15 protein-coding genes are annotated in these 16,060 nt (G+C 73.7%); 7 read left to right on the top strand and 8 right to left on the bottom strand.

Features of this window, described 5'->3' with window-relative positions:
* Positions 1-78: 78 nt before the first annotated feature.
* From ACFYYW_RS18575 to ACFYYW_RS18565, 3 genes are all read left to right on the top strand, one after another.
* Positions 79-339, top strand: a complete 261-nt coding sequence (locus ACFYYW_RS18575; RefSeq protein WP_352320252.1) for a hypothetical protein — start codon at positions 79-81, stop codon at positions 337-339.
* A gap of 59 nt (positions 340-398) precedes the next feature.
* Positions 399-1,250: a helix-turn-helix transcriptional regulator gene (locus ACFYYW_RS18570; protein ID WP_352320254.1), complete on the top strand. Its 852-nt coding sequence runs from the start codon at positions 399-401 to the stop codon at positions 1,248-1,250.
* Between the two features lie 69 nt (positions 1,251-1,319).
* Positions 1,320-1,586 (top strand): hypothetical protein, encoded by a 267-nt coding sequence (locus ACFYYW_RS18565; protein WP_352320256.1) that lies wholly within the window; start codon positions 1,320-1,322, stop codon positions 1,584-1,586.
* A gap of 45 nt (positions 1,587-1,631) precedes the next feature.
* Here the strand turns inward: ACFYYW_RS18565 and ACFYYW_RS18560 are convergent, their stop codons facing one another.
* From ACFYYW_RS18560 to ACFYYW_RS18525, 8 genes are all read right to left on the bottom strand, one after another.
* Complete coding sequence (locus ACFYYW_RS18560; protein ID WP_387650164.1) at positions 1,632-2,249, bottom strand: TetR/AcrR family transcriptional regulator; 618 nt, start codon at positions 2,247-2,249, stop codon at positions 1,632-1,634.
* Between the two features lie 58 nt (positions 2,250-2,307).
* On the bottom strand, positions 2,308-4,419 hold the full coding sequence (locus tag ACFYYW_RS18555; protein ID WP_387650163.1) for a glycosyltransferase family 39 protein: 2,112 nt from the start codon (positions 4,417-4,419) through the stop codon (positions 2,308-2,310).
* Complete coding sequence (locus ACFYYW_RS18550) at positions 4,416-5,591, bottom strand: glycosyltransferase (RefSeq protein ID WP_387650162.1); 1,176 nt, start codon at positions 5,589-5,591, stop codon at positions 4,416-4,418. Before ACFYYW_RS18550 ends, ACFYYW_RS18555 begins: the two co-directional genes overlap by 4 nt.
* 24 nt (positions 5,592-5,615) lie before the next feature.
* Complete coding sequence (locus ACFYYW_RS18545; protein ID WP_352320264.1) at positions 5,616-6,965, bottom strand: HAMP domain-containing sensor histidine kinase; 1,350 nt, start codon at positions 6,963-6,965, stop codon at positions 5,616-5,618.
* Positions 6,962-7,660, bottom strand: coding sequence for a response regulator transcription factor (locus ACFYYW_RS18540; protein WP_387650160.1), 699 nt, complete (start codon positions 7,658-7,660; stop codon positions 6,962-6,964). The genes ACFYYW_RS18545 and ACFYYW_RS18540 overlap by 4 nt, the downstream gene beginning before the upstream one ends.
* A gap of 94 nt (positions 7,661-7,754) precedes the next feature.
* Positions 7,755-9,260: a phytoene desaturase family protein gene (locus ACFYYW_RS18535; RefSeq protein ID WP_387650158.1), complete on the bottom strand. Its 1,506-nt coding sequence runs from the start codon at positions 9,258-9,260 to the stop codon at positions 7,755-7,757.
* 112 nt (positions 9,261-9,372) lie between these two features.
* Positions 9,373-9,675: a hypothetical protein gene (locus tag ACFYYW_RS18530; RefSeq protein WP_352320270.1), complete on the bottom strand. Its 303-nt coding sequence runs from the start codon at positions 9,673-9,675 to the stop codon at positions 9,373-9,375.
* A 112-nt stretch (positions 9,676-9,787) separates the two neighbouring features.
* Positions 9,788-10,678, bottom strand: a complete 891-nt coding sequence (locus ACFYYW_RS18525; protein WP_352320272.1) for a LysR substrate-binding domain-containing protein — start codon at positions 10,676-10,678, stop codon at positions 9,788-9,790.
* 70 nt (positions 10,679-10,748) lie between these two features.
* Between ACFYYW_RS18525 and ACFYYW_RS18520 the strand changes: the two genes are divergently transcribed.
* From ACFYYW_RS18520 to ACFYYW_RS18505, 4 genes are all read left to right on the top strand, one after another.
* Positions 10,749-11,858, top strand: a complete 1,110-nt coding sequence (locus tag ACFYYW_RS18520; RefSeq protein WP_387650156.1) for a YeiH family protein — start codon at positions 10,749-10,751, stop codon at positions 11,856-11,858.
* Between the two features lie 121 nt (positions 11,859-11,979).
* The gene (locus ACFYYW_RS18515; RefSeq protein ID WP_352320276.1) at positions 11,980-12,906 is read left to right on the top strand and encodes a pseudouridine-5'-phosphate glycosidase; all 927 of its coding nucleotides are present in this window, start codon (positions 11,980-11,982) and stop codon (positions 12,904-12,906) included.
* Positions 12,903-13,832 (top strand): carbohydrate kinase family protein, encoded by a 930-nt coding sequence (locus ACFYYW_RS18510; RefSeq protein WP_387650155.1) that lies wholly within the window; start codon positions 12,903-12,905, stop codon positions 13,830-13,832. Before ACFYYW_RS18515 ends, ACFYYW_RS18510 begins: the two co-directional genes overlap by 4 nt.
* 82 nt (positions 13,833-13,914) lie before the next feature.
* On the top strand, positions 13,915-16,056 hold the full coding sequence (locus ACFYYW_RS18505; RefSeq protein WP_387650153.1) for a hypothetical protein: 2,142 nt from the start codon (positions 13,915-13,917) through the stop codon (positions 16,054-16,056).
* The last annotated feature ends 4 nt before the right edge of the window (positions 16,057-16,060 follow it).

Genomic DNA, 16,060 nt, shown 5'->3' with positions numbered 1-16,060 from the left:
CGGAAAAAGGATCACGCCGGACGCCCAGATGCGTACAATTGCGCGCAATTGCATCTGGCATTCGGGGAAAGGATCGTCATGCGCATGCGGTTCCTCGGCTCCACCTCGGAGGCGGGCGCCTGCCCCACCCTGTACGAGACCGATCGCGGCACCATCGTCGTCCAGGGGCTTCAGGTCACCGACCCCGAGGCGCTCGCGGACCTTCGCGACGTGCTCGACGGCGAGGCCGCCGTCGAGGTGCCCCGCGAGCTGCTCACCGAGATCGCCCGCCGGGTCCTGCCCGACGGGTCAGCCGGCGCCCGGCCCACCAGCGACGGGACACCGTCGGCAACCGCTTGATCACGATTGCGCGGCTGGGCCTGGCCTGATCGGTGCCCGCGGAGCTAGCCTCTTGCCGCGTGACGTCCTATCAGCAGGCGCGCATCGACCTCGGCGGCCAGCTTCGCCAGCTGCGCGAGGCCGCCCACCTGTCGGGCAAGGACCTGGCCGAGCGGCTGCGCTGGCAGCCGTCCAAGGTCTCCCGCCTGGAGAACGCCAGGCAGACGGCGACCGAGGACGACGTGGTCGTGTGGGCGCAGGCCGTGGGGGCCACGCCCGACACGACCGACGAGCTCATCAGGCAGGCCATCGCGCTGCTGGAACGGCACGACGACTGGAAGCAGCGTCACCGCAGCGGCCTGGCCGCCCTCCAGGAGGACATCCGCGACCTGGAGGCGCGCACGAAGCTGTTCCGCGTCTTCGAGCCCGGCATCGTCGTCGGCCTGCTGCAGACCTCCGAGTACGCCCGGCACGTGTTCCGCAAGGTCAAGCGCCTCTACAGCGCGGCCGACCAGATCGACGCGGCCGTCCGCGTGCGCATGCAGCGCCAGGAGATCCTCTATGACCGCACGCGCACGTTCCGGTTCGTGGTGCCGGAGTCGGCGCTGCGCAGCGCCCTCGCCCCGGCCGACGTCATGCGCGGCCAGCTCGACCGGTTGCTGGCCGTCAGCACGCTGCCCAACGTGGAGTTCGGGGTGATCCCCTTCGGCACCGAGCTGCCGTCCGCGCCGATCAACGGGTTCTGGATCTACAACGAGGCCATGGTGGGCGTCGCCACGATGACCAAGGACCTCGTGCTGCGCGACCCCGACGACATCGCCTTCTACGTGCGGGCCTTCGACGACTACGCCAAGGTGGCGGAGTTCGGCGAGCCCGGGCGAGAAGTCATCATCCGTATTCTTCGCGAATACCTGCAACAAACCCCACATTAACCTCAGCAATTGCTTGCCACCCGCAGCAAGATCGTGCAATTCTGTCGCGAGACGTTGCGGAGGTGACGCATGATGCTTGATACCGCGCTCTGCCTTGAGCGGTTCGCGTGGCACGCGGGCCGTCACGCCGATCTTTCGGTGCAGAATGTCGCGCTGGCCAGCGACCCGGCGTACGTGTCGGTGCGCAACCGGTTCTCCGCCACCCTGGCCGAGACGGTGACCTGCTCCGACGACGGCGCGTACATCACGTCGTGGGGCTACCGCCTCGGCACCGCCGAGGACGTCGAGTCGGCCGCGGCCCGCCTGGCCTTCCTGCTGGCCGCCCTGCCCGCCTGACGCGGGCCCGGCTCAAGCTCGCCTCAAGCCCGGCCCAGACCCGGTTCAGCCGAACCGCTCCACCGCGATGCCGGCCTCCCCGGCGGCGGCTGTGCGCGCGTGGGCCAGCAGCCGTGCCCGGTCGAGCACGTTGGGATGCAGGGTGTAGCGGATGATCAGGCCGTCGAGCATGGCGTCGATGCGCTCGGCCGCGCCCGCCGGATCGGCGCAGGCGAACTCCCCCGCCTCGGTGCCGGCCGCCAACACCTGGGCCAGCGCGTCGAGCCAGGCCGTCTCCAGGTCCAGCATGATCGCGTTGACCGCGGGCTCGCGCAGCGCGGTGTTCCAGGCGTCGATCCAGAGCAGCCAGCTCTGGTCGGAGCGCGACTCGGGGATGTAGTAGCGCAGCACCCGGTCGAGGCGCTCCACCGCCGTGCCGGGGCCGTCGGCCAGCTCCTTGAGCCGGGCGCTCTCGATGTCGAGCGTGGCCCGCAGCATGGCGGTGATCAGCTCGTCCTTGGTCGCGAAGTGGTAGTGGATCAGGCCGCCGCTGACGTTGATGGACTTGGCGATGTCGGCGATGCGCGTGTTGGCCAGGCCGCGTTCGAGCACCACTTTGCGGGTGGCCTCGAGAAGCTCTGCTCTGCGCTGGTCGGCCTGATCGGCCCGGGTCGTACTCGCCACCCGATCAGCCTATAGCGCGCCGCGGGGACGGGCCCCGCGGCCGCCGTCGCTTCCTTCCTCAGGGGGCGCAGTCGTACAGGCCGGTGTGGCCGGCCACGGCCGCGCAGTTGGCGGTGACCCAGGCGGTCACCTCGGTCTCGCCGCCGCCGGGGCCGCCCCGGCCGCCGGGCAGCACGTACCTGAGCCGTCCGGAGGAGAGGAGTTCCCGGAGGCGGGGGACGGTCATCGCGGGGTCGGAGCCGGTGAAGCCGCCCATGGCGATCACCGGGCGGCCGGTGGCCAGGATGATCGAGGACGCCTGCTGGGCGCTGCCCACGGCCACCAGCCACGTCGCCCCGCCCTGGTTCGCGGCCAGGTACTTCACCGTCGCGTCGGCCACGCCGCCGCCCATGGGACCGCGGCTCCGGACGCCCGGCTGCCCCTGCGGCGGCTCGCCGCCCTGGAGGGCGTCCGTCCGGACGCCGGGGAACTCGCCGCCCGGTGGCGGGCCGCCGAAGCCGCCGGGGCCGCCGGGGCCGCCCATGCGGCCCGTGGACGGGCCCGCCGTGGGGTTGGTCCCGTTCACCCGCGCCCCCAGCGGTGAGACGGCGTAGGCCGCCGGACCCGCCAGCCCCGCGACCAGAGCGGCCGCCAGCGCCACGCCGGTCACCCGGCCCGCCACCCGCCCCCTGCCCGCCACAAGCCCCGCCACGGCCCCTGTCGCGGACCCTGTCGCGGCCCCTGTCGCGGACCCTGTCGCGAGCCCGGTCGCGGACCCTGTCGCGAGCCCGGTCGCGGACCCTGTCGCGAGCCCGGTCACGGACCCTGTCGCGAGCCCGGTCACGGACCCTGTCGCGGGCCCGGTCACGATCACTGTCACCAGCGCCGCCACGGCCACTGTGGTCGCCCCGAGCACGACCCAGGCCAGCCACGGCAGCCACTCCGGCGTACGGCGCAGCACCACGAACGCCCACCCGCCGGTCACCGCGACCGCCACGGGCAGCGCCCACGCCCAGCCCCGCGACCCCCGGTAGGCCTGCCACATCACGGCCGCCCCCATGCCGGTCAGCGCGGCCACGGCGGGCGCCATCGCGGTCGTGTAGTAGGGGTGGAACGTGCCACTGGAGGAGCTGAACACGGCGTAGTGGACGACCAGCCAGCCGCCCCACAGCAGCCAGGCGCCCCCGTCGAAGAGGGTCCCGCGCACCCGCAGCAGCACGGCGAAGGCCAGCGCCACCGCGCAGAACGGCAGCAGCCAGGAGATCTGCCCGGCCATGACGTCGTTGAACAGCCGCCCGGCCCCGGCCTGCCCGCCGAAGTTCGCGCCGCCGGGCCCGCCGCCGGCCCGGTCCTGGCCGAAGATCCGGCCGAGCCCGTTGTAGCCGATCACCAGGTCCCGGACCGTGTTGTCGGTCGAGCCGCCGACGTAGGGCCGCGAGGCGGCGGGCCAGAGGTCGACGACCACCATCCACCAGGCGCTGGACACCACCAGCACGCCCCCGGCGGCCAGCAGGTGCCCCGCCCGCCTGGCCAGGCCGTGGCGGGCGCACACCAGGTACGCCACCCCGAACGCCGGCACCACCAGGTACGCCTGCAACATCTTGGCGTTGAACCCCAGCCCCACGAACAGCGCGGCGAGGAGCAGCGGCCGCAGCCGGGCGGTGCGCAGCGACTCCAGGCAGAACCAGGCCGCCAGCACCAGCAGCAGCACGAGCACGGTGTCGGGGTTGTTGTCCCGGTTGATGGCGACCGTGATCGGGGTGAGCGTCATGACCACGGCCGCGACCAGCGCCGCGACGTGCCCCTGACGGGTGCGCCCGAAGGACCGGCGGACCGCCGAGTACACCGCCCCGACGGCCGCCACACCGGCGAGGACCTGCGGCATCAGCATGCTGTACGTGCCGTGGCCGAAGATCCGCGCCGACAGCCCCATGACCCACAGCGCGAGCGGCGGCTTGTCCACCGTGATGAAGGACCCGGCGTCGATCGCGCCGAAGAAGAACGCCTTCCAGCTCCGCGTGCCCGACAGGACGGCGGCGGCGTAGTACTCGTTGGCGTCCCCGCTGAGCGCCCAGGCGTACAGGACGAAGGCGGCGGCCAGCACCGTCCACATCGCGGGCCGCGACCAGCGCGGGTCGCCCGCGGCGCCGGTCAGCGCGCGCACCCGGGCGGGCGCGGCGACGGCGGTCACCGTCCGCTCCTGCGCCGGGGGTTGAACACCCACACGCGCAGCAGCAGGAACCGGACGAGGGTGGCCGCCGCGTTGGCCGCGATGACCGCCACCAGCTCCACCCCGTGCGAGACCCCGCCGGGCAGCAGCGCGAGGCTCCCCGACGTCAGCGCCAGCCCCACCAGGAACGCGATCAGGCCCTCGAACTGGTCGCGCAGCGCCCCGCCCGAGCCCTTGACCCCGAAGGTGAAACGGCGGTTGGCCGCCGTGTTGGCCACGGCCGTGACCAGCAGCGCGACCGCGTTGGCCGGCTGCGCGGGGACGACCTGCCGCGACATCGAGAACAGCGCCAGGTAGGCCAGCGTGCTCACCACGCCCACGATCGCGAACCTGGGCAGCTGCCTGGCCATCCCCCTCGGCAGCTCGGCTTGCCGCACGGTGGCGGGCATCGGCAGGCGCGCCGCGCCGGACAGCGTCCTGCGGGCCACCCTGGCCAGCCCGCGCAGGTCGTCCAGGGCGGTCCGCAGGAGGTCCACGCGGCTGTCGGGGTCGTCCACCCAGTCGACGGGGACCTCGTGGATGCGCAGGCCGTGCCGCTCGGCCAGCAGCAGCAGCTCGGTGTCGAAGAACCACTGCTCGTCCTCGACGGCGGGCAGCAGCGCCTGCGCGATCTCCGTGCGCACGGCCTTGAACCCGCACTGGGCGTCGGAGAACCCGGCGCCCATCACCGAGCGCAGCAGCAGGTTGTACGACCGGGAGATGAACTCCCTCTTGGGCCCGCGCTCCACCCGCGAGGCCCTGGCCAGGCGGGTGCCGATCGCCAGGTCGCTGTGGCCCGACAGCAGGGGGGCGACCAGCGGGAGGAAGGCGTCCAGGTCGGTGGACAGGTCGACGTCCATGTAGCTGACGACGTCGGCCTCGCTCGTGGACCAGACCTGGCGCAGGGCCCGGCCGCGGCCCTTCTCGTCGAGGTGCACGGCCCGTACCTGCGGCAGCTCACGGGCCAGCTCGGTGGCCAGCCGCCAGGTGTCGTCGGTGCTGGCGTTGTCGGCGATGGTGATGCGGAAGCCGTACGGGAACGTCGTGGCGAGGTAGGCGTGCAGCCGGGCGACGCTCTCCCGCAGCGCCCGCTGCTCGTTGTGGACCGGGACGACCACCTCTACCAGGCGCGTCCTTACCGCTGTTGTCTCCATGCAGCCAGCTCACGATTCGGGTCTTTAAGAGGACTTATCCGATTGTGAGTGACGAGTGAGAGTTCCGGGAAGATCGATGGTCGCGATCGCGCCGCCGCCGGGCGCGTTGGACAGCCGTACCTTGCCGCCGGTCTCGGACACGGCCTGCGCCACGATCGCCAGGCCCAGCCCCGAGCCAGGCAGGCCGCGGGCCGAGGGCGAGCGCCAGAAGCGCTCGAAGACGTGCGGCAGCTCCTCCTCGGGGATGCCGGGGCCGTGGTCGCGGACCGTCAGCCGGCCGTCCTTGAGCGAGACCTCGACCTGGCCCTCGGGGCTGAACTTGCGGGCGTTGTCGATGAGGTTGAGCACGGCGCGTTCGAGCGAGGCGGGGCTGCCGACGACGTACCAGGGGCTCAGGTCGGTGCGCACGTCGGCGCCGCGCAGCCGGGCGCGTTCGGCGGCGGCCGTGACGACGTCGTGCAGGGCCAGCTCGACGTGCGGCTCGTGGTCGGTGTCGCCCCTGGCGAGCTGGAGCAGGTCGCCGACCAGCGTGGACAGCTCGGCGAACTGCGCCTTGACGTTGACCAGCAGGCGTTCCTTGGCGCCCGGGTCGAGCTGCCTGCCGGTCTGCTCGCTGCGCAGCAGCAGGTCGATGTTGGTGCGCAGGGTGGTGAGCGGGGTGCGCAGCTCGTGACCGGCGTCGGCGACGAGTTGCTGCTGGCGTTCGCGGGAACCGGCCAGGGCGGCGGTCATGGCGTTGAAGGAGGAGCTGAGCCGGGCGATCTCGTCGTTGCCCTGGACGGGGATGCGCGTGTTGAGGTCCTCGGTCTCGGCGATGTGCTCGGCCGCCTTGGTCAGCCGGCCCACGGGCCGCAGGGCGGTACGGGAGATGGCCCGTCCCGCGAGGGCGGCGCCGATCACACCGACGGCCGCGATGGCGGCAAGCGCGAGCGCGGTGTTCCTCAAGGTGATCTTGATGTGATAGAGCGGCCTGGCCTCCAGGACGGCCACGCCGGGCGCGAAGTTGACGGCCACGACCCGGACCTCGCTGCCGTCCCGCGTCACGCCGTTGCGGTAGACCGGCTCGCCCGGTCCGGGTATCGCCTTCTTGTCGTCCTCCACCGGCACGATCGGCGAGCCGAGCGAGCAGGTCCTGCCGTCGGCGAACAGCAGCGTGGCCATGTCGTGGTAGTCGGAGGAGCCCTCCGGTGTGCAGTTCTTCTGGAGGAACCGCTTGTCCCCCTCGCCCTCCGGCTCCAGGATGGTCTGGTCGAGCTGCCTGATGACCTGGTTCTGCACGATGAACCAGGACAGCCCGGCGCACACCGCGATCGCGATCGCGACGGCGGCCGTGACCAGCAGCGTCAGCCGCGTGCGCAGGCTGTTGCGGATCACGGTGTCGCCCGGAGGACGTACCCCACCCCGCGGACCGTGTGGATCACCCGGGGCTCTCCCCCGGCCTCGGTCTTGCGGCGCAGGTACATGACGTACACGTCGAGGGAGTTGGAGGTGGGCTCGAAGTCGAAGCCCCACACCTCGTTGAGGATCTGGTCGCGGGTCAGGACCTGGCGGGGGTGGGCCAGGAACAGCTCCATCAGCAGGTACTCGGTCCTGGTCAGGTCGAGCGCGCGGGCGCCGCGGGTGACCTCCCGGGTGGCCGGGTCCATGCGCAGGTCGCCGTAGGACAGCGTGCCGCCGCCTGCGGCGCCCGTGCCGAGCGCGCCGCGGCGCAGCAGCGCGCGCACCCGGGCCAGCAGCTCGTCCAGCTCGAACGGCTTGACCAGGTAGTCGTCGGCCCCCGCGTCGAGCCCGGACACGCGGTCGCCGACGGCGTCGCGGGCGGTGAGCATGAGCACGGGGATGTGGTTGCCCTGGGCCCGCAGCCGCCGGCAGGCGGTGAGCCCGTCGAGCCGCGGCATCATCACGTCGAGCAGCACCGCGTCGTACGGCTCGGCCGCCAGCGCCGCCAGCGCCGCCTGGCCGTCGTTGGCGGTGCCGACCCGATAGCCCTCGAACTCCAGGCTCGACTGCAGCGCCTCGCGCAACGCGGGCTCGTCGTCCACCACCAGCAACCGTGCGGGCTCACTCATGTGTCACAAGATATGAGCCCACTATGAGAGCACGATGAACGGGTTCATCGAGGTGTCCTGAGAAATACGGGGAAACGGGCGTCTCCGGCGCGGTTCAGGGCCGCAGCAGCGCCATGGCCGCGTTGTGGCCGCCGATCCCGCTCACGCCGCCGCCCCTGCGGGCCGCGGCGCCGCACAGCAGGATGCGTTCGTGCCCGGTCTCGACGCCCCAGCCCTTCTCCTGCGCGTACGGCCAGCTCAGGTCGGCGTGGAAGATGTGGCCGCCCGGCAGTCCCGCGTCCCGCTCCAGGTCGACGGGGGTCTTCACCTCGACGCACGGGGTGCCGTCGGGGGCGCGCAGCAGGCAGTCCTCGATGGGCTCGGCGAGCACCGCGTTCATGGAGGCGAACGTGGCCCGCAACGCATTCTCACGCGCTTTTTCTGGATTTTCCCGGAAAAGTCGGGCGGGCATGTGGAGGCCGAACAAGGTCATCGTCTCGGCCTTCCCCCGCAGTTCCGGCCCCAGAATGGACGGGTCCGTCAAGGAATGGCAGTAGACCTCCGCGGGCGGCGAATCCGGGATCTCCCCTCGCGCCGCCTGCTCGTACGCCTTCGCCAGCTGGTCGCGCCCCTCGTTGATGTGGAACGTGCCGCTGAAGGCGGCCCGGGGATCGGCCGAGGGGTCCTTCAGCCGGGGCAGCCGGGCGAGCACCATGTTGACCTTGAGCTGCGCGCCCTCCGGCACGGCCGCGGGCTCGCCGAGCACCCGGCCCAGCACCGCCGGGGGCAGGTTGACCAGCACGTGGCGGCCGTCCACGGTGTGCTCGCCGTCCTCGGCGACGTACGTCACCTCGCCCGACGGCGAGATGCCGACGATCTCCGCGCCGGTCCTGATCTCGGCCCCCGCCCGCCTGGCCGCCCGCTCCAGCGCGCCGGAGACCGCGCCCATGCCGCCTACCGGGACGTTCCACTCGCCGGTGCCGTCGCCGATCACGTGGTAGAGGAAGCACTTGTTGGCCAGCAGGTCGGCGGACGGGTCGGCGAACGTGCCGATCAGCGCGTCGGTGAGCACGACGCCGCGCACGGTGTCGTCGGCGAACCGCTCGTCCACGGCCTGGCCGACGGGCCGGGCGAACAGGTCGCGCCAGGCCTCCGGGCCGACCAGGCGCTCGATCTCGGCGGGGGTGCGCAGGGGTTCGAGCAGCGTGGGGGCCAGCGTCCTGGCCACGTCCGCCGTCATGGCGTAGAAGTCGCGCCAGGCGCGGTGGTCGTGCTCGCTGCCGGTGACGGTGCGGAAGGAGGCGGCGGTGCGGGCCTCGTCCTCGTTGTCGACGAGCAGGCCGGTGTCGCCCTTGGGGGTGTAGGAGGCGTACCGGCGGCGGCGCAGGTCGAGGTCGAGGCCCAGGTCGCGGACGATCTGGGTGGGCAGCAGGCTCACCAGGTAGGAGTAGCGGGACAGGCGGACGTCCACGCCGGGGAAGGCGCGCGTGGAGATCGCCAGGCCGCCGACGTGCCCGAGGCGCTCCAGCACCAGGACCCGGCGGCCGGCTCCGGCGAGGTAGGCGGCCGCGACCAGCCCGTTGTGCCCGCCACCTGCCACGACGACGTCATACGCACCCATCCCCGCACCTTATGACCCGACCTGTGCCCTTAGTCAACGGTTTGCGAGGAGATGGTGCGGTCGCTCGCGGGTGGGCCCGGCCGGGGTCCCCTCCCGGCCGGGCCCGGATCCGTCAGCCCGTCCTGTTGACCCAGACGCGCTTGACCGGCCATGGCGTGAGCCGTACCGAGGACACCCCGCCGACGGCCGTCCAGCCGCCGGTGAGGACGATGGGCCCGGCGTACGGGTGCGACTGTTCCACCCCGACGGCGTGCTGGCCGGTGCCGGAGGCGCAGCTGCTGTAGGCGTAGCCGCCGCTGACCCAGGCGGTGCAGTCGGTGGGCGCGGCCAGGGCGGGCGACGGCGCGAGGCCCGCCGCCGCCAGGCACATCACCGCCGATCCGGCCAGGGCGACGAGGGGACGACGAAGGCTCATACGGAGTCTCCTGAGGTTCGGGGGGTGAACACGCTCTTACTTTTAGGAAACTTTCCTAAGCGAAAGCTAGATCGTGCTTCGGGCGGCGTCAACGGCCCCTTTCCGGACGTCCTCAGGGACGGCTGGCGATGGCCAGCAGCGTGGCGGCCGGCGCGGTGAGCGAACGCCCGCGCCGCCACACCGCGCGCAGGTTCCGGACCAGGTTGAGCCCGGCGAGGGGCACCTCGACCAGGCGGCCGGTCGCGATGTCCGCCTCGACCGCGTAACCGCTGAGCACCGCGGGCGCGGCCCCCGCCTGCGCCGCCCCCTTGACCGCCGAGTTCGACCCCAGCTCCAGGCGGGGGCTGGCCCGGTGGAGGCTCTTGAACGCCACGTCGAGGGTCTCGCGGGTACCCGAGCCCGGCTCGCGTACCACGAGCGGCGTGGCGGCCAGCTCGGCCCCGCGCAGGGCCGTACGGCGGCGCGCCCAGGGATGGCCGGGGGCCACCACGACGACCAGCCGGTCGGTGCCCACCACCCGGCTGTCCAGCCCCTCCGGCACGGTCGGCCCCTCGACGAACCCGAGCTCCACCTCCTCGCCCAGCACCCTGGCCGCGACGTCGGTGGAGTTGACCACGTCCAGCCCCACCTGGACCTCGGGCTCGCGGTTCTGCAGCTCGCCGAGCCAGCGCGGCACCAGGTACTCGGCCACCGTCATGCTGGAGGCCACCCGCAGGTGGGCCGCCTCGCTGTGCCGCACGGCCTCCACCGCCCGCATCAGCTCCTCGGCCGCGGCCAGCACCTGGGCCGCCCACCCGGCCACCATGCGGCCCTCGGCGGTGAGCGTGGACCCGCGCGGCGTGCGCTCCAGCAGCGGGACGCCGAGGCGGCGCTCCAGCATGGCCACCCGCTTGCTGGCCGACGGCTGGGCCATGCCCGCCGCCTTGGCCGCCTGGCCCAGGCTGCCCAGCTCGCCCACGTCGACCAGAAGCTTCAGCGAGTCGAGATCCGGCAGCGCACTCATAGCCACAGGCTATGGGCTCCCAGTCAACGCGTGTCTACCGGCCGGTACGCGGGCCCCGAAGACTGGAATCATGCCTCTCCCCGACCAGCGGATCTCCCCGCTCACCGCGCCCCGGCCGGCCCTCGACCCCCGAGGCGGCGCGGCGCCGGCCGTCCCCGCGGCGTCGGTGTGGCCGGGCATCGGGCTGGCGGCCGTCGCCGTGGTGGTGGCGGTGGTGGCGAACCGGTTCGCCCCGGCGTTCAGCCCGGCGGTGATCGCGGTGCTGTCCGGGGCGGTCCTGGCCAACCTCGCGGCCTGGGCGGCGACGTCCGCGCGGTGGGCGGGGGCGGGGGCCGTCTGGGAGCGGTTCAGGCCGGGGCTGGCGTTCGTGGCCCGGCGGGTGCTGCGGGTGGCGATCGCGCTGCTGGGGCTCCAGATCGCGCTGCCGCAGGTGCTCGCGCTCGGCTGGCAGACGCTGGTGATCGTGGTCACGGCGACCGGCGTGACGTTCACCGTGACGCCGCTGATCGGCCGCCGCCTGGGCCTGTCGTCCGGCACGTCGCTGCTGGTGGCGACCGGGGTGTCGATCTGCGGAGCGGCGGCGGTCGCGGCCATGCGCGAGAGCGCGGACGACGCCGACGACGACGACGCGGCCGCCGCGCTGAGCGTGGTCGTGCTCTACGGCAGCGCGGCCATCGTGGCCGTCCCGGCGCTGGCGGCGCTGCTCGGGCTGTCGCCGGCCCAGCTCGGCGTCTGGACCGGCGCGGCCGTGCACGAGGTGGCGCAGGTGGCCGCGATCGGCGCGGCGTCGGGCGTCCTGGCCGCCGCGGTGACGGTCAAGCTGGCCCGCGTCGTCCTGCTGGCCCCGATCGTCGCCCTGACGTCCTTCCGGGCCCGCCGCTCTGCGACCGGTGCGCCCGCGGCGAGCCGGCGGGAGGGGCGCCGCACGCCCGTCATGCCGCTGTTCGTGGCGGCCTTCCTCGTCATGGTGGCGGTCCGCAGCACCGGCTGGGTGCCGGACGTGGTCACGCGGGCGGTCCCGCAGGTCACCAACGTGCTCATGGCCGCCGCCCTGTTCGGCCTGGGCACCGGGATCGACGTGCGCAAACTCGTCAAGGGCGGGCGGGCCGTGCTGCTCGGCGCCATCGCCACCGGGCTCATCGCCGCCGTCTCGCTCACCGGGGTCGCCGTGCTGCTGTGAGGGCCGCCCGAGTGGACGTCCTGGCCAGGCCACCGTACGCTGCTCTGTTCGGAACAAATTCCGTCAGGCACGCCGTTCTCCCTGAACCGGCCAGGACCACTCAAGGAGCTTGAAACCCGTCATGCGCAGCGCCACCGATCCCCTTCTCCAGCCGTCCGACGAGGTCGCCGAGGCCCTGGCGGGCGGCGCGCCCGTCGTGGCCCTGGAGTCCACGATCATCTCCCACGGCCTGCCGCAGCCGCGCAACCTGGAGGTGGCCCGCGAGCTGGAGGGAGTGGTCCGCGCGGCGGGCGCGGTCCCGGCGACGATCGCCGTCCTCGACGGCGTGGCCAGGATCGGCCTGAACGAGCTGGAGCTGGAGCGCATCGCCACCGAGTCCGGGCTGCGCAAGCTGGGCCAGCGCGACCTGCCGCTGGCCGCCGCGCTGAAGGCGAGCGGGGCGACCACCGTGTCGGCCACGTCGTTCCTGGCCGCCCGCGCCGGCGTGCGGATCTTCGCGACCGGCGGTCTGGGCGGCGTGCACCGCGGCTGGACCGAGGACCAGGACGAGTCCGCCGACCTCGACACCCTGGCCCGCACCCGCATCACGGTCGTCTGCGCGGGCGTGAAGTCGATCCTCGACGTGCCGGCCACGCTGCAGCGGCTGGAGACGCGCGGCGTGACCGTGGCGGGCTACCGCACCGACACCTTCCCCGGCTTCTACCTCAACTCCTCCGGCCAGCCGATCGAGTGGCGCATCGAGTCGCCCGAGGACGCCGCCGCCGTCATGCGCGGCCAGGACGCGCTGGCCGGCCCGGAGACCGCGTTCATCGTCGCCAACCCGGTGCCCGAGGACCGGCAGCTCGACCCGGCGCTGCACGACCGCGTGCTGGCCGAGGCGCTGGCCGCCGCCGAGCGTGAGGGCGTCAAGGGGCAGGCGATCACGCCGTTCCTGCTCAGCTACCTCGTCAACGGCACCGGCGGCGCGTCGCTGGAGGCCAACCTGGCCGCCGTGCGCGGGAACACCGCCCTGGCGGCCGAGATCGCCGTGGCCTGGTCGCGGGCGTGAGCGACACCGGTCTCCTGGTGATCGGTGACGTCGTCACCGACGTGGTGGCGCTGCACGGCTCCCCGGTCATGGCGGGCACCGACACCGCCGCGGAGATCGTGCTGCGCCCCGGCGGCTCGGGTGCGAACACCGCCGCCTGGGCCGCCCACCTGGGGGCCGACTCGCGGCTGCTGGCCAAGCTCGGCTACGACAGCAGCGAGTGGCACACGACCGAGCTGGTCAGGACCGGGGTCCGGCCGCACGTGGTGGTGGACCGGGAGCATCCCACGGCGGTCGTCATCGCCATGGTGGACAAGACCGGCGAACGGTCCATGCTCACCAACCGCGGCGCGGGCGGCCTGATCTCCGACGCCGACTGGGACCCGTCCCTGCTCGACGGGGTCGGCCGGCTGCACCTGTCGGGTTACACGCTGTTCGCGGCGCCCGGCCTCCGCCTGGCCAGGGCCGCCGTCCGGGACGCCGTGGCCGCCGGGGTGCCGGTCAGCATCGACCCGGCCTCGACGGGCCCGCTGCGGGACTTCGGCGTCGAACGTTTCATGCGGGAGACGTCCGCGGCCGATCTGATCATCCCGAACCTGGACGAGGCGCTGGTCCTGACCGGCGTCACCGCGCCGGAGCGGGCCGCCGTGCTGCTGAGCGAGACGTACGGCACGGCGGTCGTGAAGCTGGGCGCCGAGGGCGCGCTGGTGGCGGTGGACGGCAAGGTCACGGCGACGTGCGCGGGCGTGTCCGCCGAGGTCGTGGACTCCACGGGCGCCGGTGACGCCTTCGCGGCCGGGTATCTCGCCGCCACCCTTCAGGGCGCGGGCGCCGCGCTCGCGCTGGAGGCGGGTTGCCGTGCCGGTGCGCAATGTGTGGCCCAGGTGGGCGGCCGTCCACGGTACGGTTTGGATCTGAACCGTCTTTACCCTATTCACACTGATTGATAGCTTGCCGCGTAGGCTGCACCATTAGCCACATGCGTACCGGGTTGCCCACGCGGCCCACTGGGGAGGTTAAGGTCCGCCGATGGAAGTCGAGTCATCGATCTGCCTGAGCGACCTCGTCCCTGCTCTGCGCTGGAGCCGCCCTCAGCAGGTGGCCGAGGTGCTGGGTGATCCGCGGCTGCCGGCGGGGTGGTGGTCCTCGCTCGCGGTGTCCAGGGCGCTCGGCACGGCGGGTCTCGACTGGGTCTGCGAACGGCTCGCCCGGCTGATCTCCTCCCGCTGGGACCATCTGCCGCTGGTGGACCTGCTTCCCGCGCTCGCCGTCCATCAGGTCGATCCGGCGCTGCCCGGCTGGCCGGAGGCCACCCGTACGGCGATCGCCGGCCTCGGCGGCTGGCAGCGGCTGCGCCGCCTGTCGCCCGGCGATCTCGGCACCCCGTCGGCCACGCCCGAGGTGGTGGTCGGCTCGGTCCTGCGCGAGGTGCTCGGGCGCATCCCGGCGCAGCGGGAGGCCGTACCCGCCCAGCAGTCCGGCTCGCCGGACGTCACCCGCCCGCTCGTGCGCGGCGCGACGGGCTCCTTCCCGGCCGTCCCCGTGGCCGAACCCGGCGCGTACGCCGCCCAGCCCGGCAGCGGCCCCCAGCGCCCGGCCGCCTTCACCCCGCACAGCGACGCCTTCCCGGCCCAGCCCCAGAGCGCCCCGCAGCAGGCCCCGGCCGGTGAGGGCGGCCTGCCGCAGCGTCCGGCCGCGGCCCGCCCCGCCGCCCAGCAGCCCGGCTCGTTCGCCCCGCCGCCGGAGAACGCCCAGGGACACCAGACCGGTTCCTTCACCGCCCAGCCCGACGCCACCCGCCAGACCGGCTCCTTCCCGGCGCAGCCCGAAGGCGGCCGCCAGACCGGCTCGTTCCCGGCGCAGCCCGACGCCACCCGCCAGACCGGCTCGTTCCCCGCCCAGCCCGCCGGCGGCCCTCAGACCGGCTCCTTCCCGGCCCAGCCCGCCGGCGGCCCGCAGACCGGGTCGTTCCCGGCGCAGGGTGGTGCGCGGCTGCCGCAGCGGCCCACCGCCGGGCGTCCGGACGGCGGCCCACAGGCCGGCGCCGACGGCCCCCCGTACGCCGCCCCCGTCCCCGGCGGGACGGCCGCTCCCGGCCCGGCGCCCGCCGACCCCGACCACGCGATGGTCCGCGTCGTGGACGGCCTGTTCCGCGGCCTGGACAAGCTGGAGCTGGCCGTCGCCGTGCACCGGCTGTTCGCCGAGGACCCGGTCAGCCTGCGCACCCTGGCCCACAAGCTGCTGGTGGACCGCGACGTGCTCTCCCAGGCCCAGCGCACCGCCGAGGAACGCGTCCTGCACTGGCTGCGCTCGTCGGAGTCCGCGCCGGTCACTGGGCACATGTTCCGGCTCACCGAATGGCTCGGCGCGGCGGCCACCGAGGAACAGCTCATCGGCGCCGACCCGGCCCACCCGGCGATGGTCCCGTCGCTGCGCACGCCCCTGTGGCGGGTGCTGGTGACGCTCATGCCCGACCGCCGCCTCCAGGACGGCTGGCTGGTCGTCGGCGACATCCACGGCCTCCAGGCCCGTACGCGGCAGCTCCTGGCCGCCGCCCCGCCGGACACCGACGTCGTCGAGCTGCTGGCCGAGCTGGGCATCCGCGCCCACTCCGCCAAGGCGTGGCTCGACGCCCTGCCCTCGGAGTCGGCCCCCGGCCCCGCGGACGCCTCCCCGCAGCCCGCCCAGCCCCTCCCCCGCCGTACGCCGGGCGCCAACGGCCACCACCACCGGGGCGGCCAGCCCATCCCGACGGCGGGCGCGAACTCGATCGACCCCTCGGCGGCCCTGGCCACGTTGTCGGCGCTGTCCGGCGGCCGGTCGGGCATGCTGCCCGGCAGCCTGGCCGGAACGCCGTCCACGCCGCCTCCGCCGCTGCCCAGCCCTTCGTCCGACCCGCGCCGCTGGCAGCGCATCGAGGTCACCCCGGAACACCTCAGGGGCGGCCCGGTGCCGGTGCCGGAGGGTTACGCGGCCCAGCTCGGCATGCGTCCGGGCACCCTGCTGTCGGTGACCGGCCCCGGCGACAACGCGATCGTCCTGGTCTGGCAGGGCCACCAGCCGGTCTTCGACTCGTTGCAGCCGGTGCTCATGCGCCTGAACGCCCGCCCCGGCGACCAGGTCTACGTCACGGTGGACGGCTACCGCCTGGAGGCCCAGCTCACCGGCTGACGCT

Origin of the sequence: Nonomuraea sp. NPDC001831, assembly GCF_042892035.1 — a bacterium.
In the GTDB taxonomy this organism is placed as follows: domain Bacteria; phylum Actinomycetota; class Actinomycetes; order Streptosporangiales; family Streptosporangiaceae; genus Nonomuraea.
The sequence above is the reverse complement of the archived record's forward strand: the minus strand, read 5'-3'. Positions and strand labels throughout refer to the sequence as shown.

Bases quoted from the DNA above. Each gene is read 5' to 3' on its own strand.
- ACFYYW_RS18515 (WP_352320276.1), top strand. From the start codon at position 11,980: ATGCGCAGCGCCACCGATCCCCTTCTCCAGCCGTCCGACGAGGTCGCC.
- ACFYYW_RS18565 (WP_352320256.1), top strand. From the start codon at position 1,320: ATGATGCTTGATACCGCGCTCTGCCTTGAGCGGTTCGCGTGGCACGCG.
- ACFYYW_RS18520 (WP_387650156.1), top strand. From the start codon at position 10,749: ATGCCTCTCCCCGACCAGCGGATCTCCCCGCTCACCGCGCCCCGGCCG.
- ACFYYW_RS18550 (WP_387650162.1), bottom strand. From the start codon at position 5,591: ATGGAGACAACAGCGGTAAGGACGCGCCTGGTAGAGGTGGTCGTCCCG.
- ACFYYW_RS18505 (WP_387650153.1), top strand. From the start codon at position 13,915: ATGGAAGTCGAGTCATCGATCTGCCTGAGCGACCTCGTCCCTGCTCTG.
- ACFYYW_RS18535 (WP_387650158.1), bottom strand. From the start codon at position 9,260: ATGGGTGCGTATGACGTCGTCGTGGCAGGTGGCGGGCACAACGGGCTG.
- ACFYYW_RS18530 (WP_352320270.1), bottom strand. From the start codon at position 9,675: ATGAGCCTTCGTCGTCCCCTCGTCGCCCTGGCCGGATCGGCGGTGATG.
- ACFYYW_RS18540 (WP_387650160.1), bottom strand. From the start codon at position 7,660: ATGAGTGAGCCCGCACGGTTGCTGGTGGTGGACGACGAGCCCGCGTTG.
- ACFYYW_RS18525 (WP_352320272.1), bottom strand. From the start codon at position 10,678: ATGAGTGCGCTGCCGGATCTCGACTCGCTGAAGCTTCTGGTCGACGTG.
- ACFYYW_RS18575 (WP_352320252.1), top strand. From the start codon at position 79: ATGCGCATGCGGTTCCTCGGCTCCACCTCGGAGGCGGGCGCCTGCCCC.